This is a genomic window from Pseudomonas cistanchae (assembly GCF_054483635.1).
In genome coordinates this window covers 1,424,676-1,443,851 of the sequence record NZ_JBTLWN010000001.1, presented here as the reverse complement: position 1 = coordinate 1,443,851, position 19,176 = coordinate 1,424,676, and the positions used below count along the sequence as shown (strand labels likewise).

Annotated in this window: 17 protein-coding genes; 9 read left to right on the top strand and 8 right to left on the bottom strand. The window is 62.7% G+C overall.

The features are described from left to right. The first annotated feature begins 277 nt into the window (after nucleotides 1-277). Together ACX0MV_RS06575 and bfr are read left to right on the top strand one after the other, a co-directional pair. Entirely contained in the window at nucleotides 278-496 is a 219-nt protein-coding gene (locus ACX0MV_RS06575) for a bacterioferritin-associated ferredoxin (RefSeq protein WP_458981662.1), read from the top strand. Between the two features lie 194 nt (nucleotides 497-690). Continuing rightward, entirely contained in the window at nucleotides 691-1,161 is a 471-nt protein-coding gene (gene bfr / locus ACX0MV_RS06570) for a bacterioferritin (RefSeq protein WP_458981661.1), read from the top strand. Nucleotides 1,162-1,234: 73 nt separating this feature from the next. Here the strand turns inward: bfr and grxD are convergent, their stop codons facing one another. Next, nucleotides 1,235-1,561: a Grx4 family monothiol glutaredoxin gene (gene grxD / locus ACX0MV_RS06565; protein WP_458981660.1), complete on the bottom strand. Its 327-nt coding sequence runs from the start codon at nucleotides 1,559-1,561 to the stop codon at nucleotides 1,235-1,237. 128 nt (nucleotides 1,562-1,689) lie between these two features. Further along, a complete protein-coding gene (locus ACX0MV_RS06560) occupies nucleotides 1,690-3,798 on the bottom strand; it encodes a molybdopterin oxidoreductase family protein (protein WP_458981659.1) in 2,109 nt (702 codons plus the stop codon). Nucleotides 3,799-4,130: 332 nt separating this feature from the next. Between ACX0MV_RS06560 and argF the strand changes: the two genes are divergently transcribed. Both argF and ACX0MV_RS06550 read left to right on the top strand, forming a co-directional pair. Beyond that, the gene (gene argF, locus ACX0MV_RS06555) at nucleotides 4,131-5,051 is read left to right on the top strand and encodes an ornithine carbamoyltransferase (RefSeq protein ID WP_458981658.1); all 921 of its coding nucleotides are present in this window, start codon (nucleotides 4,131-4,133) and stop codon (nucleotides 5,049-5,051) included. Beyond that, entirely contained in the window at nucleotides 5,048-6,157 is a 1,110-nt protein-coding gene (locus tag ACX0MV_RS06550) for an ABC transporter ATP-binding protein (RefSeq protein ID WP_458981657.1), read from the top strand. Before argF ends, ACX0MV_RS06550 begins: the two co-directional genes overlap by 4 nt. Before the next feature lie 5 nt (nucleotides 6,158-6,162). On the opposite strand, the gene ACX0MV_RS06545 is transcribed toward ACX0MV_RS06550, so the two are convergent. From ACX0MV_RS06545 to ybaK, 4 genes are all read right to left on the bottom strand, one after another. Beyond that, entirely contained in the window at nucleotides 6,163-6,963 is an 801-nt protein-coding gene (locus ACX0MV_RS06545) for a PhzF family phenazine biosynthesis protein (RefSeq protein ID WP_458981656.1), read from the bottom strand. A gap of 104 nt (nucleotides 6,964-7,067) precedes the next feature. After that, nucleotides 7,068-7,844 (bottom strand): substrate-binding periplasmic protein, encoded by a 777-nt coding sequence (locus tag ACX0MV_RS06540; protein ID WP_458981655.1) that lies wholly within the window; start codon nucleotides 7,842-7,844, stop codon nucleotides 7,068-7,070. A 47-nt stretch (nucleotides 7,845-7,891) separates the two neighbouring features. Next, nucleotides 7,892-9,379 carry a glycerol kinase GlpK gene (gene glpK / locus ACX0MV_RS06535; protein WP_458981654.1) on the bottom strand — a complete coding sequence of 496 codons (1,488 nt, stop codon included), beginning with the start codon at nucleotides 9,377-9,379 and terminating at the stop codon, nucleotides 7,892-7,894. 68 nt (nucleotides 9,380-9,447) lie between these two features. Next, nucleotides 9,448-9,918, bottom strand: coding sequence for a Cys-tRNA(Pro) deacylase (gene ybaK / locus ACX0MV_RS06530; RefSeq protein WP_458981653.1), 471 nt, complete (start codon nucleotides 9,916-9,918; stop codon nucleotides 9,448-9,450). A gap of 357 nt (nucleotides 9,919-10,275) precedes the next feature. Between ybaK and ACX0MV_RS06525 the strand changes: the two genes are divergently transcribed. Together ACX0MV_RS06525 and glpD are read left to right on the top strand one after the other, a co-directional pair. Beyond that, entirely contained in the window at nucleotides 10,276-11,034 is a 759-nt protein-coding gene (locus tag ACX0MV_RS06525) for a DeoR/GlpR family DNA-binding transcription regulator (RefSeq protein ID WP_458981652.1), read from the top strand. Between the two features lie 131 nt (nucleotides 11,035-11,165). Beyond that, a complete protein-coding gene (gene glpD / locus ACX0MV_RS06520; RefSeq protein ID WP_458981651.1) occupies nucleotides 11,166-12,707 on the top strand; it encodes a glycerol-3-phosphate dehydrogenase in 1,542 nt (513 codons plus the stop codon). Nucleotides 12,708-12,721: 14 nt separating this feature from the next. On the opposite strand, the gene ACX0MV_RS06515 is transcribed toward glpD, so the two are convergent. Both ACX0MV_RS06515 and metE read right to left on the bottom strand, forming a co-directional pair. Next, the gene (locus ACX0MV_RS06515; RefSeq protein WP_458981650.1) at nucleotides 12,722-13,711 is read right to left on the bottom strand and encodes an alpha/beta fold hydrolase; all 990 of its coding nucleotides are present in this window, start codon (nucleotides 13,709-13,711) and stop codon (nucleotides 12,722-12,724) included. Nucleotides 13,712-13,898: 187 nt separating this feature from the next. Continuing rightward, the gene (gene metE / locus ACX0MV_RS06510; RefSeq protein WP_458981649.1) at nucleotides 13,899-16,205 is read right to left on the bottom strand and encodes a 5-methyltetrahydropteroyltriglutamate--homocysteine S-methyltransferase; all 2,307 of its coding nucleotides are present in this window, start codon (nucleotides 16,203-16,205) and stop codon (nucleotides 13,899-13,901) included. Nucleotides 16,206-16,400: 195 nt separating this feature from the next. On the opposite strand from metE, the gene metR reads away from it, so the two are divergent. The 3 genes from metR to ACX0MV_RS06495 all read left to right on the top strand — a co-directional run bounded on the left by metR (nucleotide 16,401) and on the right by ACX0MV_RS06495 (nucleotide 19,176). Further along, nucleotides 16,401-17,321 (top strand): transcriptional regulator MetR, encoded by a 921-nt coding sequence (metR, locus tag ACX0MV_RS06505; RefSeq protein WP_458981780.1) that lies wholly within the window; start codon nucleotides 16,401-16,403, stop codon nucleotides 17,319-17,321. A gap of 109 nt (nucleotides 17,322-17,430) precedes the next feature. Beyond that, nucleotides 17,431-18,087, top strand: a complete 657-nt coding sequence (locus ACX0MV_RS06500; RefSeq protein ID WP_458981648.1) for a TetR/AcrR family transcriptional regulator — start codon at nucleotides 17,431-17,433, stop codon at nucleotides 18,085-18,087. A 6-nt stretch (nucleotides 18,088-18,093) separates the two neighbouring features. Further along, entirely contained in the window at nucleotides 18,094-19,176 is a 1,083-nt protein-coding gene (locus tag ACX0MV_RS06495; protein WP_458981647.1) for an efflux RND transporter periplasmic adaptor subunit, read from the top strand.

Below are 19,176 nucleotides of genomic sequence, written 5' to 3'. Positions count from 1 at the left end.
TAGCCAGCGCCGCTGCAACGTCGATATTGAATCATCCAAATATCGATACGGCCAATCATCTGTTTCTGGGACTAAGACCGCCCAACGCAGACTCAACACCAAAGCCTGACCGGGACTGCGACGATAAAGCTCGCGTATCAATAAAGCCCGAACCCATCGACCGTTTATCTGCTTGAGGCGCGTGCACCGAAAAACCCCATATCCGGTCTTTGACATGCATTCTCATTAGCATTAGCATCCACTCCCAACAGCAACTCAAATGCGACGAGCTCACTCTATGTACGTCTGCCTCTGCGAAGGTGTCACCGACGGTCAAATCCGCGAAGCGATCTATGAAGGTTGCTGTAGCTACCGTGAAGTACGTTCCTCACTGGGTGTCGCCAGTAAATGCGGCAAGTGCGCCTGCCTGGCCAAAGAGGTGGTTCGCGATACGCTGAACGAGCTGCAGGGCAATCAGGCCGCGTTGGCCTACCCCGCCTCATTCGTCGCTGCATAACAGTCAGATTCTCAAGAACCGGACCTTGTGTCCGGTTTTTTTATGCCTGAATTCAAGTACTTACTTTTCACATGCGGAGCTAACGCATTCGTATTTAGGTTATTTTTACTTTGTAATCAGATACTTATGTTTGACAGCCGAGGTGCAGCGGCCCAGACTTTGCTATCACATCCACACACCAGGCAGGCATCGGCATGAAAGGCGACAAGACAGTCATCCAGCATCTGAACAAGATCCTCGGTAACGAGCTGGTCGCGATCAACCAGTACTTTCTGCACGCACGCATGTACGAAGATTGGGGCCTGAAGAAGCTCGGCGAGCACGAGTACCACGAATCGATCGATGAGATGAAGCATGCGGACAAGCTCATCAAGCGCATTCTTTTTCTAGAAGGCCTGCCTAATCTGCAAGACCTCGGCAAGATCCTGATTGGTGAAAACACCCAGGAAATGCTCGAGTGCGATCTGCGCATCGAACACAAGGCCCACATCGATCTAAAGGCGGCGATTGCCTATTGCGAGAGCATTGGCGATTACGCCAGCCGCGAGCTGCTCGAGGAAATCCTCTGTTCGGAAGAAGACCATATCGATTGGCTGGAAACCCAGCTCAGCCTGATCAAGGCAGTCGGGTTGCAGAACTACCTGCAATCGCAGATGGACGAATAACGTCAAATCGCGCGCAAAAAAAACGGGAGCCTCAGGCTCCCGTTTTCATGTCTAGCGTCTGCGTTACGGCTGATCAGGCGTCGGCTTTCTGCACAGTGCTCTTGATCAGGGTCTGCAATTCACCCTTTTCGAACATCTCGGCCATGATGTCGCTGCCGCCGACCAGCTCACCGCCGACCCACAGCTGCGGGAAAGTCGGCCAGTTGGCGTATTTCGGCAGGTTGGCGCGGATTTCCGGGTTCTGCAGGATGTCGACATAGGCGAACTTCTCACCACAGGCCATCACGACCTGCGCCGCCTTGGAGGAAAAGCCGCACTGCGGCGCATTCGGCGAGCCTTTCATGTACAGCAGAACAGTGTTGTTGGCGATCTGCTCTTTGATGGTTTCGATGATATCCATGGGGCACCTCAGGTCTAAACTTCCCGACTCACGGGTCGGCACGGTGGCGGCATTGTAGCGAAAAGCCGAGTGTAATGCTCGGCCTTGGCACTGCGCCGCTTAGCCAAGTGCCGCTGACGGACATCGCCTCAAGCCGCTTCCACCTCAACCGGCACACCGTTCAGCGCGGCATTGCCGGACAGCACATCAAGTTGCCGCTCGTCCGTCAGGTCATTGGCACTGGCGCCCGGCTGCTGGCTGGCGATGCCCATCTGTACGCCTGGACGCGCATGGCCCCAGCCATGGGGAAGGCTCACCACACCGGCCATCATTTCGTCGCTGCCGACCACTTCCACCTCGATGGTCCCTACCCGCGAGCGCACCCGCACCAACTGACCGTCGACGAGGCCCCGCTGACCAAGGTCCGCCGGGTTCATCAACAGCTGATGGCGCGGCTTACCTTTCACCAGGCGGTGATAATTGTGCATCCAGGAGTTATTGCTGCGCACATGGCGGCGGCCGATCAACAGCAGTTCGCCAGCCTGCGGCACTGGCTGCGCGACGAAACGCGGCAGGTCGCTGAGCAGCAACGCTGGCGCAGCCTGGATCTGCTGTCCTGGGGTTTTCAGGCGCGCGGCCAGACTGGGCTTGAGTGCGCCCAGGTCGATGCCGTGGGGATGGTCACGCAAGGTCGCCAACGACAGCTTGAACGGCGAACTGTCGCCGTAGCGGCCCATCCGCAGGCCCATGTCGATCATCTGCTCGGGCGCCATGGTCGGCTTCAACTCCACACCGATCCGGCCGGCAAACGCCTTGGCCAGACCGATGAAAATCTCCCAGTCGTGCAGCGCGCCTAGCGGCTTTTCCAGCACCGGCGGGTTGAAGCGGGCGACATTGCGTACCGCGAAGCTGTTGAACGTCATGTCGTAGTGATCATGCTCCAGCGGCCCGGTAGGCGGCAGAATCACATCGGCATAGCGCGTGGTTTCGTTGATGTACGGATCGATGCTGAGCATGAAGTCCAGACCTTCCAGCGCCTGCTCCAGCTGGCGACCGTTGGGCGTCGACAGCACCGGGTTGCCGGCGATCGTGATCAAGGCGCGCAGCTGCCCTTCGCCGGGGGTCAGCATCTCTTCGGCAAGGGCTGATACCGGCAGCTCGCCGGCATATTCCGGCAACCCGGAAACGCGGCTGCGCCAGCGGTCGAAATGGGTGCCGGAGCTTGAGTTGGTCAGGTCGATGGCCGCTTCGGTACACAGCGCGCCGCCTTCACGGTCGAGGTTGCCAGTGACCAGGTTGATCAGTTGAATCAGCCAATGGCACAGGGTGCCGAAGGCCTGCGTGGAGACGCCCATGCGGCCGTAACAAACGGCCTTGTCGGCTGCGGCGAAATCGCGGGCCAACTGGCGAATGCTGGGTGCTGGCACGCCGCAGCGCAGGCTCATGGCCTCGGCGGTGAAGTCGGCGATGGCCAGACGCGCCTCGTCCAGCCCGGCAACCGGCAGGTGGCTGCTTCGGGTCAGGTTTTCCTCGAACAGGGTATTGAGCAGGCCAAACAGCAAGGCCGCGTCCTGCCCTGGTCGAACGAACACATGCTGATCGGCAATGGCCGCAGTTTCACTACGGCGAGGATCGACCACCACCACCTTGCCACCGCGCGCCTTGATCGACTTCAGGCGCTTCTCCACATCCGGCACGGTCATGATGCTGCCGTTGGAAGCCAGGGGGTTACCGCCAAGAATCAGCATGAACTCGGTGTGATCGATATCGCAGATCGGCAACATCATGCCGTGGCCGTACATCTGCAGGCTAACCAGGTGATGCGGCAGCTGATCCACCGAGGTCGCGGAAAAACGGCTGCGGGTCTTCAGCAGGCCGAGAAAATAATTGCTGTGGGTCATCAACCCGTAGTTGTGCACGCTGGGGTTGCCCTGGTAGGTCGCCACCGCGTTCTGTCCATGGCGCGCCTGGATATCGGCGAGGCGGCTGGCGACCAGCTCGAGCGCCTCGTCCCAACCAATGGGCTGCCAGTCGCTGCCGATACGGCGCATCGGCTGGCGCAGGCGATCCGGGTCGCTCTGGATGTCCTGCAGGGCCACGGCCTTCGGGCAGATATGACCACGACTGAAGCTGTCCTGCGCATCGCCCTTGATCGAGCGGATCTGCACGCTGCCATCGGCTTGCGCTTCGGTTTCGATGGTCAGGCCGCAGATGGCCTCGCACAGATGACACGCACGGTGATGAAGAGTCTTGGTCATGGCCTGGCCTCAAAAATATGGGAGCGGACCGCTTACAGCGTTGGGCCTGCGTGAATGAAGCATCGACTATGGCCGCAGCCCAGGCTTGGCGCCAGCAGCCTTCGTCTTATGAATCGAGCGGCATCAGGCCCGCCGATTAGCGCCGCTATCGAGCGGTGGTCGATTATCACCGCACCGCGCCAGCCGGCCGATTTGCGCGTTCTCGCCATTTGCTTATAAGATCGCGCCTTCCCCGTTTCGTCGCCCCGTGCGGCCCCCAGCCGCAGGTTCTGCCGTTTCCACTATTTATTCTGGCTTTTGAACCTGCGCCCTGCTGTTAAAAGGTATTAACGATGAGCGCCAGACACTTTCTCTCGCTGAAGGATTGCACCCCAGACGAGCTGGTGGGCCTGATCCGTCGCGGCATGGAGCTGAAGGACTTGCGCAACCGCGGCGTGCTGTTCGAGCCGCTGAAGAACCGCGTGCTGGGGATGATCTTCGAGAAGGCCTCGACCCGTACCCGTCTGTCATTCGAAGCCGGCATGATCCAGCTCGGCGGCCAGGCGATCTTTCTGTCGCCGCGCGACACCCAGCTCGGTCGTGGCGAACCGATTGGCGATGCCGCCATCGTCATGTCGCGCATGCTCGATGCGGTGATGATCCGCACCTTCGCCCACAGCAACTTGACCGAATTCGCGGCCAACTCGCGCGTGCCAGTGATCAATGGCCTGTCCGACGACCTGCACCCCTGCCAGCTGCTGGCGGATATGCAGACCTTCCAGGAGCTGCGCGGCAGCATCAAAGGCAAGACGGTTGCCTGGGTCGGCGATGGCAACAACATGTGCAACTCCTATATAGAAGCGGCGCAGCAGTTCGACTTCAACCTGCGCGTGGCCTGCCCGGAAGGGTACGAGCCGAAAGCGGCGTTTCTCGCTCAGGCAGGGGATCGCGTGCAGATCTTCCGCGACCCGCGTGAAGCCGTGGCGGGTGCCCAGTTGGTCAGCACCGACGTGTGGGCGTCCATGGGCCAGGAAGAGCAAGTCGCCGAGCGGATAAAGCTGTTCACGCCGTATCAGGTCAATCGCGCGCTGCTCGATGCGGCGGCCGACGACGTGTTGTTCCTGCATTGCCTGCCGGCGCACCGGGGCGAGGAAATCAGCGTCGACCTGCTTGAGGATCCCCGCTCTGCCGCCTGGGATCAGGCCGAAAACCGCCTGCATGTGCAGAAGGCGCTGCTGGAGTTCTTGGTCGAGCCGGCGTACCACCACGCATGAGCCAGCCCCTGTTGCTCAGCCTGCGCGACTTGAGTTGCGGCTATCACGAGCACAAGGTCGTGCAGAACCTCAACCTGCACCTCAACGTTGGCGATATCGGCTGCCTGCTCGGGCCCTCGGGCTGCGGCAAGACCACGACCCTGCGCGCGATTGCCGGCTTCGAACCGGTGGTGGAAGGCGAAATCCAGCTGGCCGATGAAGTGATCTCCCGCGCCGGCTTCACCCTGGCGCCGGAGAAGCGGCGGATCGGCATGGTGTTTCAGGATTACGCACTGTTCCCGCATCTGAACGTGAGCGAAAACATCGCCTTTGGCATCCGCAAGCACGCGAACTGGGAGCGCATCACCCATGAGCTGCTGGAGCTGGTCAAACTCAATCATCTCGGCAAGCGCTACCCCCATGAACTCTCCGGCGGCCAGCAACAACGCGTCGCCCTGGCACGCGCCCTGGCGCCGGAGCCGCGGCTGCTATTGCTCGACGAGCCGTTTTCCAACCTGGACGGCGAACTGCGTCGGCGGCTCAGTCACGAGGTGCGCGACATTCTCAAGGCGCGCGGCACCAGCGCCGTGCTGGTCACCCATGATCAGGAAGAAGCCTTCGCTGTCAGCGACCACGTCGGGGTGTTCAATGCGGGCAAGCTCGAGCAATGGGACACGCCCTACAACCTCTACCACGAGCCGCTGACTCCGTTCGTCGCGAGCTTTATCGGCCACGGCTACTTTATCCGCGGTCAGTTGCTTAGCCCGGACTCAGTGCAGACCGAACTCGGCCTGATTCGCGGTAACCGCGCCTACACCTGGCCGGTAGGCAGCGCGGTGGACGTATTGCTGCGCCCGGACGATATCGTCTACGCCCCGGACAGCCCGCAGAAAGCGCTGATCGTCGGCAAGACCTTTCTCGGTGCTGCCACGCTCTACCGCCTGCAATTGCAGACCGGCAGTCAACTGGAGTCGATTTTCCCCAGCCACGCCGACCACCAGCCAGGCGATCACGTCGGCATTCGCGTCGCGGCGGATCACCTGGTGGTGTTCCCGGCACCCGGCAGCATCGCCGCCCAGGTCAACCTCGGCGAGTCCGGCGTGCGGCGTTACAGCAGCGCCAGCTGAGGCAGCTACTTGACCAGTAGCCGGCCATTGGCGATCAACAGCGCCTGGCCGGCTATCTTCACCCGCTCACCGTGCAGCTCGCAGTGCAACTCCCCGCCCCGTGCCGAGCACTGGTAGGCGCTCAGCGCATTCTTGCCCAGCCGCTGCGCCCAATAGGGTGTAAGGATGCAATGGGTCGAGCCGGTTACCGGGTCCTCATCAATCCCGATGGCCGGCGCAAAATAGCGCGAGACGAAGTCGTGCCGCTCGCCCGCCGCGCTGATCAGCAGACCCAGCCCTGGCAATCTGGCCACTGCAGCCAGGTCCGGCTTACAGGCGCGCACCGTCGCCTCGTTCGACAAAATCGCCAGCAGCTCCTGAATGCCCTGCCCTTCGTGCAGCGCCAGCACGCTTTCTACCGGCACACCGAGCGCCTGGCTGACCTCTGCGCGCAGCTCACAGGGCTGTGCCCGGCGCACGGGAAAATCCAGCACCAGCCGGTCGCCTGCACGGCTGACCCGCAACGCACCGGACAGGCAGGTGAAGTCGATCACCTCACCCGGCTCGCCATACACCTCGAACAGCACATGGGCACTGGCCAGCGTGGCGTGGCCGCACAGCGGCACCTCGGCGGTAGGGGTAAACCAGCGGATATGCCAGGCTTCGTCCTCCTTCACCACGAAGGCGGTTTCGGCGAGGTTATGCTCGGCGGCGATCTGCTGCATGAATGCGTCGTCCAACCAACGGTCCAGGCGATAGACCATCGCCGGGTTACCAGTGAAGGGTTGCTGGGCAAAGGCATCGACCTGATGAAACTCAAGCGTCATGGCGCGAACTCCTGATTCGTATCGCGCAGAGGATGCCGCAGGCAGAGACTCACCGCCCCCTACAGCCAAGCCTGATTTCGGCCATACAGCTGCGCGACAACCGGTTAATGAGCCCGCACGCCATAGGCCCGCAACAGCGCCTGCAGACGGCCATTAGTCCGATAGCGTTTCAGCCCCTGCTCGAAAAGCGCGACGTGACGCGCGCTGGCTTCCACTGCCGGCGAGAACGCCAGGTAGATGGGCACATCAGGGGTACGGCAACCGGCTTCGCGCAAAGCGCCCGCATGCCCCTGACGAGCCAGCAGCGCCTGGATTACCCAGGTGTTTTCCAGCACCACATCCGCGCGCCCGTGCATCAATTTGTCGACGCTCAGTGCAAGTGCCTGGTCGCCGGCAGCAATCTGGATACGCTCGCCGTCGTTACGGTGCGCTGCGATGTAGTCATCCAACTCGTCGCCGTAGCTGTAATCGTTGATCACCCCCAGACGCTGGGCTGCCAGGGACGGCAGACCTGTATAGCGCCAGGTTGAGTCCTTGCGGGTGTAGAAACAGCTACGCGATTGCGCCACCGGCGTGGCTCCGTAGAGAAAATCCGGTGCATCGTCGACGCCCGCACCAATCGCCGCATTCAGCTCGCCGCGGCGCACCTGATGCAGGGTGCGCGCCCAGTTCAGCGCACGGTACTGCACATCGATACCGGCCTCGGCGAAAATTTCCTGCGCCAGTTCGACGAGGATGCCGGGGCGCTCGGCATCGGGCTGGCAGTTGATCGGGCACCAGATGTCGCCGGCGATCACCAGGGTCTCTGCGCGAGCCAGCCCGGTAAAACCGAGCAGCATCAGCACTAGTCCGCGAGCGAGGAGCAAACAGGGCGACGGCATGCGAGACTCCTCGATCGGCAATGAGGCGGACCTCAGTTTTACCAGCCTCACCCTTCGCTGCGAACTCTTTTCACCGCATCCAGCCAACCGTCATACAACTTGCCGCGGTGGCTGTCGGCCATCCGGGGATCGAAGCGTTGCTGGCGATGCCAGTGACTGGCAATGCTGTCCAGGTCTGCATACAGCCCGGCCTGCAGGCCAGCCAGATACGCCACCCCGAGCGCGGTGGTTTCGGTGACTTCCGGCCGCTCGACCGGTACGCCCAGGATGTCGGCGAGAAACTGCATGACCCAGTTGTTCTCGACCATACCGCCGTCCACCCGCAGCGCGCTGGGCGCGGCGGCGCCATCCTGGCGCATCGCCTCGAGCAGGTCGCGAGTCTGGTAGCACACCGACTGCAAGCCGGCGGTGACGATTTCCTTGATTCCGGTATCGCGGGTCAGGCCAAAGATCGCGCCACGGGCCTTCGGGTCCCAATAGGGCGCGCCCAGACCGGTAAAGGCTGGCACCAGGTAAACCCCGCAGGCGTCGCCGGTCGCCTCGGCCAGCGCCTCGCTGTCGCGAGCATGGCTAATCAGCTTGATACCGTCGCGCAACCATTGCACCGCAGCGCCCGCAACGAAGATGCTGCCTTCCACCGCATAGGTGACCTGGCCGTTCAGGCGATAACCGACGGTGGTAAGCAGGCGATTCTTCGAGGTCACCGGCGTAGCCCCGGTGTTCTGGATCATGAAACAGCCGGTGCCGTAGGTGCTCTTCACCATGCCCGGCTGAAAGCACGCCTGACCGACAAGTGCCGCCTGCTGGTCGCCGGCCATGCCCAGCACCGGGATGGCAGCACCCAGCAATTCTGCGTCAATGGTGCCGAATTCGGCGGCGCAGTCGAGCACCTCAGGCAGCAGGCTGGCCGGAATCTCGAAGAGTTCAAGGAGATCCTTGTCCCATTGCTGGGTGTGAATATTGAACAGCAGGGTGCGCGAGGCGTTGCTTGCGTCGGTCTTGTGGCTGCGGCCGCCGGTCAGGCGCCACAGCAGAAAGCTGTCGACCGTGCCGAAGCGCAGCTCGCCGCGTTCAGCGCGTTCCCGCGCACCCGGGACGTTCTGCAGAATCCAGCGCAGCTTGGTGGCAGAAAAATAGGGGTCGATCAACAACCCGGTCTTCGCCGCGACCATCTGCTCGTGCCCCGCAGCCTTCAGTTGCGAACAGTAATCGGCGGTGCGGCGGTCCTGCCAGACAATGGCGCGATAAACCAGCTCACCGGTGCGCGCGTCCCACACCACGGCGGTCTCGCGCTGATTGGTGATACCGATCGCAGCAATCTCGCTGGCGTTCAGGCCACTTTTTTCCAGAGCCCCACGGCAGACTTCAAGGGTGCTTTGCCACAGGTCTTCGCCCTCGTGCTCGACCCAGCCATCATTGGGGAAGTGCTGCTTGAACTCCTGCTGCGCACTGGCAACCCGCTTTCCATCAGTGCTGAAAACGATGGCGCGGCTGCTGGTAGTGCCTTGGTCGATGGCGAGCAGGTAGTGAGACATTTCAAGAATTCCTTCGTCGTTATCGCGTTGTTTTTATTAACGTCGTTTCTACTGCAGCGGCACCGGTACTATGGGCGGCCAATCGCGGCAAACACCGCCTGGGTAAACTGCGCCAAGGTGTCGGCCGCCAACTCCACCTCCAGCCCACGCCGCCCGGCGCTGACAAAGATGCTCGGGTACTGCTGGGCGGATTGATCGATAAAGGTGCGCAGGCGTTTCTTCTGACCCAGCGGGCTGATACCGCCCAGCAGATAGCCGGTCGCCCGCTGCGCAGCCATCGGGTCGGCCATATCGACTTTCTTCACGTCGGCGGCCAGCGCCAGCGCCTTCAGGTCCAGGCTGCCGGCGACGGGCACGACGGCCACCAGCAACTCGGCCTTTTCGCTGGCAACCAGCAAGGTCTTGAACACCCGTGCCGGATCGAGATCGAGTTTTTCCGCCGCCTCCAAACCATAGGAAGCAGCCTTGGGATCGTGGCTGTAGCTGTGCACCTGGTGCACTGCCTTGGCTTTTTTCAGCAGATCGATGGCTGGGGTCATGTTCGAATGTGAAAATATCCGGCGAAGTGGGCGTACCTTAGCAGGCCATTGAAAATGTGGCGAGCGACGCTTGACCAGACCGTGTGAAAACTACTGCACTCGGTTATGCAGCGTTAAAAACAAGCTCGGAATGCTCATTTACAACTCGTAAGTCGAATGCGACCCCAATCGCTTCTTCGCCTGTTTTGGCGGGGCCGCCTAGGCCTTGCCTGGGCGGCCCCGCCTAACCTTCGCTCGCTACGTTCTCACACAGTCTGTGGCGGCTGTTTTTTTGTTTGCGTATACCGCCGCAGATTTTTCCTGGGCTGAAACTTGCGCGCGCCCGCCTATAATGACGCGCACCTCAAGGACCCGCCCATGACCCTGCCCAAACGCCAGCAAGACATCCTCGAACTCGCCCGCGAACGCGGCTACGTCAGCATCGACGAGCTGGCCAAGGCGTTCGACGTCACCCCGCAGACCATCCGCCGCGACATCAATCAGATGGCCGAACTGGGCCTGCTGCGGCGCACCCACGGCGGTGCGGCGAGTGAAGCCTCGAGCATCCAGAACACCGCATACAGCATGCGCGCCGGGCAGATGCGCGACGAAAAGCAGCGCATCGCCGAAGCCATCGCCGCGCACATTCCCGACCATGCCTCGCTGTTCATCGCCATCGGCACCACCACCGAAGCGATCGCTCGCGAGCTGCTTGGTCATACCGGCCTGAAGATCATCACCAACAACCTGCACGTCGCCGCGCAGCTCAGCAGCAAAGCGGACTTCGAGGTCCTGGTGGCGGGCGGCACGGTGCGCGGCGACGGTGGCGTGGTCGGCCAGGCAACGGTCGATTTCATTCGCCAGTTCAAGGTCGATTTCGCCCTGCTCGGCATCAGCGGGATTGATGACGACGGCAGCCTGCTGGATTTCGACTACCAGGAAGTACGGGTTTCCCAGGCCATCATCGACAACGCTCGCCAGGTGTTCCTCGCCGCCGACTCCAGCAAGTTCGGCCGCAACGCCGTGGTACGCCTGGGTGCCATCACCTCGGTGGACCGGGTGTTCACCGACGCACAGCCTTCCCCGGCAATCAGCCGCCTGCTCGCGGAAAACAAGGTCCTGCTGGACGTCGTCTAGCGCCCTCTCAGGCAAAACTCACAACCTCTTGCGCGAATTCGCGCATTGGGGTGGCGCCCTTGTGCGTATTCGACTAGCATATTTTCGCAAATGAACATCCAAGCGTTCACTTCCGACTATCTGGTGCTGCCATGTCCACTCGCCCACGTTCCACCGCTCCGCTCTCCGAAGTCTATGACCTGGCTGTCATCGGCGGCGGCATCAATGGCGTTGGCATTGCTGCGGACGCGGCAGGGCGAGGTCTGTCCGTCTACCTCTGCGAGAAGGACGACCTGGCGCAGCACACCTCGTCGGCCAGCAGCAAACTGATTCACGGCGGCCTGCGCTACCTCGAACATTACGAATTCCGCCTGGTGCGTGAAGCCCTGGCCGAACGCGAAGTGCTGCTGGCCAAGGCGCCGCATATCGTCAAACCCATGCGTTTCATCCTGCCGCACCGCCCGCACTTGCGCCCTGCGTGGATGATTCGCGCCGGCCTGTTTCTCTATGATCACCTGGGCAAACGGGAAAAACTGCCCGGCTCGCGCACCCTGAAACTGGGCGACGAAAGTCCGCTGAAGGCGCAGATCACCCGCGGCTTCGAGTATTCCGACTGCTGGGTCGACGATGCCCGCCTGGTAGTGCTCAACGCCATGGCCGCGCGGGAAAAAGGCGCCCATCTGCACACCCGCACTCGCTGCGTCAGCGCACGCCGCAGCAAGGGCCTGTGGCACATTCACCTCGAGCGCGCCGATGGCAGCCTGTATTCGATTCGCGCCAAGGCGCTGGTCAACGCCGCCGGCCCATGGGTCGCGCGGTTTATCCGCGACGACCTGAACCAGAAATCCCCTTATGGCATCCGCCTGATCCAGGGCAGCCACATCATCGTGCCGAAGCTGTTCGACGGTGAGCGCTCCTACATCCTGCAGAACGAGGACCGCCGGATCGTTTTCGCCATTCCGTACCTGGACCGCTTCACCATGATCGGCACCACCGACCGCGAATACGCCGGCGACCCGGCGCAGGTGGCGATCAGCGAGGAAGAAACCGACTACCTGTTGCAGGTGGTCAACGCCCATTTCAAGCAGCAACTGAGCCGTCAAGACATCCTCCACAGCTTCGCCGGCGTACGACCGTTGTGCGACGACGAGTCCGACGAGCCATCGGCCATTACCCGCGATTACACCCTCTCGCTGTCCGGAGAAACCGGTGAGGCGCCACTGCTGTCGGTGTTCGGCGGCAAGCTGACCACTTACCGCAAGCTGGCGGAATCGGCACTCGCGCAACTGGCGCCCTTCTTCCCGGCCATGGGGCCAAGCTGGACGGCCGGCGCAGCCTTGCCAGGCGGTGAGCACTTCGCCAGCCAGAGTGCACTGGTCGAAGCCTTGCGCAGCAAGTTCGACTGGTTGCCAAGCCCAGTCGCCCGACGCTGGGCGAGCTGCTACGGCAGCCGCAGCTGGACGCTGCTTGAAGGCGTGAGTTCTGTCGCCGACCTCGGCGAGCACCTGGGTGGCGGTCTATATGAACGCGAAGTGGACTACCTCTGCCAGCACGAGTGGGCCATCAATGCCAGCGACATCCTTTGGCGACGCAGCAAACTCGGACTGTTCATGGCGCCCGACGAGCAGGCGCGGCTGAACAGCTACCTCGGCACGCAATCACCCCACGGCCCGGAAGATGCCGACGCCGCCTAGGCGTCGATGAATGACTACAGCTGAGCCAACTGGCGGTCTTCACGATGGGCGCGCAGATGCGGCAGCACCGCCGCCAGCAGCGGCTCCTTGAAGGCTTCTTGAAAACGGTGGGCCATGCCGGGGATCAGCTTGAGCGCCGAGCCTTTGATGTGTGCGGCGACATGCACGCCGTGCATCACCGGTAGCAATGGGTCGGCCGTGCCATGAACCACGAGGGTCGGCACCCGCAGGCGATTGAGCAGATCGACCCGGCTCGGTTCCGCCAGGATGGCCAGCAGTTGCCGCTCCACCCCTTCGGGATTGAAGGCGCGGTCATAGGCCGTTTCGGCCTGCTGCAGGAGCAACTCACGGTCGTCGATCACGCTCGGGCTGCCGAGCGCGGCGAGCAGGTCGGCCTGCTGCTGCAGCGCCACTTCACGGTTCGGCGCCTCGCGTGTGGCGAGCAAGCGCAACAACGCATCGCTCGGCGCCGGCAGGCCCTGGGCACCGGAACTGGTCATGATCAACGTCAGGCTCAATACCCGCTCAGGCACCTGATCGGCGAGATGTTGGGCAATCATTCCGCCCATGCTCGCGCCCAGTACATGGAAGTGCTGTTCACCCAACGCATCCATCAGGCCCAGCGCATCGCCCGCCATATCACGCAGCCGATAAGGTGCGGAGACCGACAGTCCCAGGCGATAGCGCAGCGCCTCGTAGGCGAGGTTGGCCGACGGCGCGGGGTTGAGCCAGCGGCTCAAGCCCACGTCGCGGTTGTCGAAACGAATCACCTGAAAGCCCTGGCGACAGAGCTGGGCGACCACCTCGTCGGGCCAGTGGATCAGTTGCCCGCCCAAGCCCATGACCATCAGCAGCGCTGGATCGCTGTCATGACCGATGCGCTGATAGGCCAGCTGCACGTCGCCGACCGCCACTCGCTCGGTGGCGACATCGACATTGCAGCGTTGCGCCGCCAATGACGGCAGGCCGCACAAGAGCGCGGCACAGAAAAGTAGAACTCGCATAAAACCCCAAAACGCAGAACCCCATTGAGTAGCGAGTTTGATGATATTCAGGCGAGCGCGCTGCCACACTACCGTGACAATTTGATGAATATCGCCGAGCGGTCATGCCCCGCCCGCAAACAGCCGCCCGGGCCATGCGGCTGTTTTGTGGCTGTATGCGGCGGCTGCACGCAACTCGCCAGTCCGCTCAGGCCAGTTCGCTGCGCAGTTGCCGGGCTGCGGCGACCATGTTTACCAGCGCGGCCTCGGTTTCCAGCCAGGCGCGGGTCTTCAGGCCGCAATCCGGGTTGACCCACAGCCGCTCGGCGGGAATGCGCCGGGCCGCCTTGCGCATCAGCGTGGCCATCTCGGCGACATCCGGTACGCGTGGCGAATGGATGTCATAGACGCCGGGGCCGATGTCGTTGGGATACGCGAACGCTTCGAAGGCATCCAGCAGTTCCATGTCCGAGCGCGAGGTTTCGATGGTAATGACGTCGGCATCCATCGCCGCGATGGCCTCGATCACGTCGTTGAACTCGCTGTAGCACATATGGGTGTGAATCTGCGTTTCGTCGCGCACGCCGGAGGCGCATAGACGAAAGGCTTCGGTCGCCCAGTCGAGGTATGCGGCCCACTGCGCCTTGCGCAGCGGCAGCCCTTCGCGGAAGGCCGCCTCGTCGATCTGCACGATTTTGATTCCCGCCGCTTCCAGGTCCAGCACTTCGTCGCGAATGGCCAGGGCCAACTGCCGCGCCTGGGTTTCGCGGCTGATGTCTTCGCGCGCGAACGACCACATCAGCATGGTCACCGGCCCGGTCAGCATGCCTTTCATCACCTTGTCAGTCAGACCTTGCGCGTAGCGCGTCCACGCCACCGTCATCGGTTGCGGACGGCTGAGGTCGCCATAGATCACAGCCGGTTTGACGCAGCGCGAGCCGTAGCTCTGCACCCAGCCAAAACGACTGAAGGCGTAGCCGTCGAGCTGCTCGGCGAAGTATTCGACCATGTCATTGCGCTCGGCCTCGCCATGCACCAGCACATCCAGGCCAAGGTTTTCCTGGACCTGCACCGCATGGCGTATTTCGCTGTGCATGGCCTCGGTGTATTCGGCAACGGACAACTTGCCCTGCTTGTAAGCCTGGCGCGTCAGGCGGATCGCCGCCGTCTGCGGGAAAGAGCCGATGGTGGTGGTCGGAAACGCCGGCAGGCGCAGCCGCGCACGCTGGCGTTCGATGCGCTGGACAAAGGGCGCGGATCGCTGGCTGTCGGCCGCGCGGATGCTGCTTAGCCGGGCCTGCACGGCGCTCTTGTGGATACGCGGCGAGCTGGCTCGACTGGCCTGGATGGCGCGGCTTTCAGCCAAGGCTGCCTGCACGTCAGGCGCTGTCGGCTGATTCAGCGCCCGGGCGAGCACGGCGATTTCACCGCATTTCTGCACGGCGAACGCCAGCCAGCTTTTCAGCTCGTCGTCGAGCCGGTCTTCGCGGGCCAGGTCCACCGGGCTGTGCAGCAGCGAGCAGGAACTGGCCACCCAGAGGTTGTCGCCAAAGCGCTGCTGGGCTTGTTGCAGTTGCGTAAGGGCGGCGTCCAGGTCGCAGCGCCAGACATTGCGCCCGTTGACCACACCGAGCGACAGCACCTTGTAGGCCGGCAGGCGGTCGAGCAACAGCGGCAACTGCTCCGGCGCGCGCACCAGGTCGACATGCAGGCCGTCGACCGGCAGCGCTACCGCCAAACCGAGGTTGTCTTCCAGGCCGCTGAAGTAAGTAGCCACCAGCTTTTTCACCGGCGCGTGCTGCAGCAGGTGATAGGCGCGCTCGAATGCGTTTTTCCATGCCTGGGGCAGGTCGAGGCCGAGAATCGGCTCGTCGATCTGCACCCACTGCACGCCCTTGGCCGCCAGCCGTCCGAGAATCTCGCCATACACCGGCAGCAGCCGGTCGAGCAGGTCGAGCTTGTCGAAGCCGTCGGCAGCGCCCTTGACCTTGCCCAGCCACAGGTACGTCAGCGGCCCGATCAGCACGGGCTTGACGCTATGACCAAGGGCCTGTGCCTCGTCGACCTCGTCGAACAGCTGCTGCCAACTCAGCTGAAAACGCTGATCGACGCTGAACTCAGGCACGAGATAGTGGTAGTTGGTATCGAACCACTTGGTCAGCTCCAGGGCATGCGCTGCGCCCTGGCGTGCGCCGCAGCACGCCGGGCTGACGCCGCGCGCCATGCCGAATAGGGTGTCCAGGGTTGGCGTGCCGTCGGCCGGGCGAAAACGCGCGGGGATCACGCCGAGCGCCAGCGAATGGGCCAGCACCTGGTCGTACCAGGCAAAATCGCCCACCGGCAATAGCTCGATGCCCGCATCTTTCTGCAGCTGCCAGTGCCGGGCACGCAGATCGCGACCCACGGCGCGCAGACCTGCTTCGTCAAGGTCGCCGTTCCAGTGGGCTTCCAGGGCTTTTTTCAGTTCGCGATCACCGCCAATACGCGGGAAACCAAGGGAATGGGACAGGGCCATGTCGAAACGCTCCATACAAGTAGATGGCAGGCATTGTCGGCAGGCGAGCATGGTGAAACAAACTCAACATATTCGTATTGATCTATAGAATTACTCATGTAGGGTGGATGACGCTTCATGGCCGTGTACCCATGGCGGATGAAAACAGCGTCGGTTACGCGCCACGATCCACCCTACCCATCCTTCGAGGTCATCATGCTCGAACTGCGTCATTTGAAAACCCTGCATGCGCTGCGCGAAAGCGAAAGCCTGGTGGACGCCGCTGAACGCCTGCACCTCACCCAATCGGCGCTGTCGCATCAGTTCAAGGAGCTGGAAGAGCGCTTAGGGATGCAGTTGTTCGTGCGCAAGACCAAACCGGTGCGCTTCACCAGTGCGGGTTTGCGCCTGCTGCAGCTGTCCGATGCGGTGTTGCCCTTGCTGCGTGGCGCCGAACGCGACCTGGCGCGCCTGGCCGGCGGCACGGCCGGTCGTCTGCATATGGCCATCGAATGCCACAGCTGCTTCCAGTGGCTGATGCCGACCATCGATCAGTTTCGCGACGCCTGGCCGGAAGTCGAGCTGGACTTGGCTTCGGGCTTTTCCTTCGCGCCGCTGCCGGCGCTGGCCCGAGGTGATCTGGACCTGGTGGTCACCAGCGACCCGCTGGAACTGGCCGGGATCACCTATGTGCCGCTGTTCACCTACGAGGCCATGCTGGCGGTGGCCAACCAGCACGCGCTGGCCGGCAGGCCGTTTATCCAGCCGGAAGACCTTGCCAGCGAAACACTGATCACCTACCCGGTCGAGCGCGACCGTCTGGACATCTTCACCCGCTTCCTCGAACCGGCCGACGTCGAACCGGCGCAAGTGCGCACCTCCGAGCTGACGGTAATGATGATGCAGCTGGTGGCCAGCGGCCGTGGCGTGTGCGGGCTGCCCAACTGGGCGCTGCACGAATACAGCTCGCGCGGCTACGTGACCGCCAAGCGCCTCGGCGACAAGGGTCTGTTCGCCACGCTGTATGCGGGGATACGTACCGATATGCTCGACTCGCCATTCATGCGCGACTTTCTGCTTACCGCCAAGGACACCTCGTTTGCCAATCTGGAAGGCGTCAGCGTCGCACGCGGCTAGCTCCAGCTATATTGGCGTGTTTGGTTACAACTGAACGGAAGTATCGGCTTGCGCCACGTGACCGATGGTCATAGCATGACCGCCAGTCACAGTCAGGCGATTTTCAGCCATGCGTTATCAGGAACAGCAGTTCGAACAGCGTGAAAACGCCATTCTCGCCGCAGCCCGCACGCTCTTCAGGGAACAGCCCTGGGACCGCGTGACCATTGCCGAAGTGGCCGTTGCTGCAGGGATCGGCAAGGGCACGGTGTACAAGCACTTCTCCAGCAAGGAAGCGTTGTACGCGCGGCTGGTGGTGGATCTGAGCCGGGTCAACCTTGACGAGCTGCGCGCCGTGCATGCCGCGCATCCCCCCAGCGAAGCCATGCGCCAGGTGATCCGCCGGGCCTTCGAGCAGATGCTCGCCGACCCCATCCAGGCCCAGCTCGGCCAGTACTGTGATCGTCCCGCGTTTCAGGAACGCCTCGACGCGCCTTACCGCGCGCAGTTCCAGCAGCTGGAACACGATTACATGCTGTTTTTTGGTCAGTTGCTCAATGACACCCTGGACCAGGGCGAGCTGACTGCCGAAACCTGTCAGCACCTGCTCTGGGGCGTCGAGGCCTGCGTCAATGGCGTGATGTCGCGCATCGCCGCCGGGGGCTTTGCCCACTGGGCCGAACCGATTGCCCTGGACGACTACTTCGCCCGCGTGACTGATTTCATCATTGCCGGCCTGCGCGCCCAGGCAGCCGCCCTCAGCGTTCAACCGAACCGTTCCGAGTAAATGTCCATGTCCAATTACCTGTCGAAACGCCCCTGGCTGATCGCCGTGGCCATCAGCCTGCTGCTGTTCATCTGGCTGTTCAGCGGCTCGCTGTTCGAGGCTCAGGAGACCGCCACCCCCGAGCAGCCCGCGCAGAAACAAGGCCTGGCGAAAGTCGAAATCCAGTGGCTGGAAGCCAGCCCCATGCAGCGTCAGCATCTGGTGCAGGGGCAGATCGAAGCCTGGCGGCGGGTCGAATTGCGCGCCCAGATCAACGGCACCGTGGCCCGCCTGGATCAGGACAAGGGCAGCGTAGTCGAGCAGGGTCAGTTGCTGCTCAGCCTCTCGGCCGACAATCGTCCTGCCCAGGTCGCGCGCGGCGAAGCCGATGTGCGCCAGCGCCAGGCCGATGTCACCGCGGCAACCCGCCTGCGCGAGCGCAACCTGGTTTCAGCCAACGAGCTGATCCGCCTGCAAAGCGAACTCGCCAAGGCCAAAGCAGAGCTCGACATGGCGCGCATTCAGCTGAGCAACACCCGGATCACCGCGCCCTTCGCCGGGGTGTACGACCAGCGCATGGTCGAGCTGGGCGACTTCGTCCAGCCCGGTCAAAGCCTGTTGACCCTGGTGGACATCAGCCAGCTCAAGGTCACGGCCCAGGTCGCGCAGCAGGATGTCAGCCACCTGCGCCTCGGCCAGACGGTGCGCGTGCAGCTGCTCGACGGCGGCGTGATGGAAGGCCAAGTGCACTTCATCGCCGCGGCCGCCGATTCCGATTCGCGCAGTTTCCGGGTCGAGGTCCGCGTCGACAATCCGCAGGCCCTGCGTCTGGCGGGCGCCAGCGCAACCCTGCAAATCCAGACTGGCGAAGCCCTGGCCCATCGGCTGTCGCCCGCCCTGCTCAGCCTCGACCAGGCTGGTCGTCATGGCGTGAAATGGGTCAACGATCAGCAACTCGTCGAATTCACCCCGGTGCAGCTGATTAGCGTCGACAACCAGGGCGCCTGGGTCAGCGGGCTGCCGCACAAGGTCGCGCTGATCACCCTAGGCCAGGGTTTCGTCGAGCCCGGTCAGCAGGTGATCACCCAGCTGGCAAAAGAGGAAAGCTGA

What these genes read in the sequence shown, in the direction of transcription:
- metR (WP_458981780.1), top strand. Translation starts at nt 16,401, where the DNA reads ATGCTCGAACTGCGTCATTTGAAAACCCTGCATGCGCTGCGCGAAAGC.
- argF (WP_458981658.1), top strand. Translation starts at nt 4,131, where the DNA reads ATGAGCGCCAGACACTTTCTCTCGCTGAAGGATTGCACCCCAGACGAG.
- metE (WP_458981649.1), bottom strand. Translation starts at nt 16,205, where the DNA reads ATGGCCCTGTCCCATTCCCTTGGTTTCCCGCGTATTGGCGGTGATCGC.
- grxD (WP_458981660.1), bottom strand. Translation starts at nt 1,561, where the DNA reads ATGGATATCATCGAAACCATCAAAGAGCAGATCGCCAACAACACTGTT.
- ybaK (WP_458981653.1), bottom strand. Translation starts at nt 9,918, where the DNA reads ATGACCCCAGCCATCGATCTGCTGAAAAAAGCCAAGGCAGTGCACCAG.
- ACX0MV_RS06495 (WP_458981647.1), top strand. Translation starts at nt 18,094, where the DNA reads ATGTCCAATTACCTGTCGAAACGCCCCTGGCTGATCGCCGTGGCCATC.
- ACX0MV_RS06525 (WP_458981652.1), top strand. Translation starts at nt 10,276, where the DNA reads ATGACCCTGCCCAAACGCCAGCAAGACATCCTCGAACTCGCCCGCGAA.
- ACX0MV_RS06540 (WP_458981655.1), bottom strand. Translation starts at nt 7,844, where the DNA reads ATGCCGTCGCCCTGTTTGCTCCTCGCTCGCGGACTAGTGCTGATGCTG.
- glpD (WP_458981651.1), top strand. Translation starts at nt 11,166, where the DNA reads ATGTCCACTCGCCCACGTTCCACCGCTCCGCTCTCCGAAGTCTATGAC.
- ACX0MV_RS06575 (WP_458981662.1), top strand. Translation starts at nt 278, where the DNA reads ATGTACGTCTGCCTCTGCGAAGGTGTCACCGACGGTCAAATCCGCGAA.
- glpK (WP_458981654.1), bottom strand. Translation starts at nt 9,379, where the DNA reads ATGTCTCACTACCTGCTCGCCATCGACCAAGGCACTACCAGCAGCCGC.
- ACX0MV_RS06545 (WP_458981656.1), bottom strand. Translation starts at nt 6,963, where the DNA reads ATGACGCTTGAGTTTCATCAGGTCGATGCCTTTGCCCAGCAACCCTTC.
- ACX0MV_RS06500 (WP_458981648.1), top strand. Translation starts at nt 17,431, where the DNA reads ATGCGTTATCAGGAACAGCAGTTCGAACAGCGTGAAAACGCCATTCTC.
- ACX0MV_RS06550 (WP_458981657.1), top strand. Translation starts at nt 5,048, where the DNA reads ATGAGCCAGCCCCTGTTGCTCAGCCTGCGCGACTTGAGTTGCGGCTAT.
- bfr (WP_458981661.1), top strand. Translation starts at nt 691, where the DNA reads ATGAAAGGCGACAAGACAGTCATCCAGCATCTGAACAAGATCCTCGGT.
- ACX0MV_RS06560 (WP_458981659.1), bottom strand. Translation starts at nt 3,798, where the DNA reads ATGACCAAGACTCTTCATCACCGTGCGTGTCATCTGTGCGAGGCCATC.
- ACX0MV_RS06515 (WP_458981650.1), bottom strand. Translation starts at nt 13,711, where the DNA reads ATGCGAGTTCTACTTTTCTGTGCCGCGCTCTTGTGCGGCCTGCCGTCA.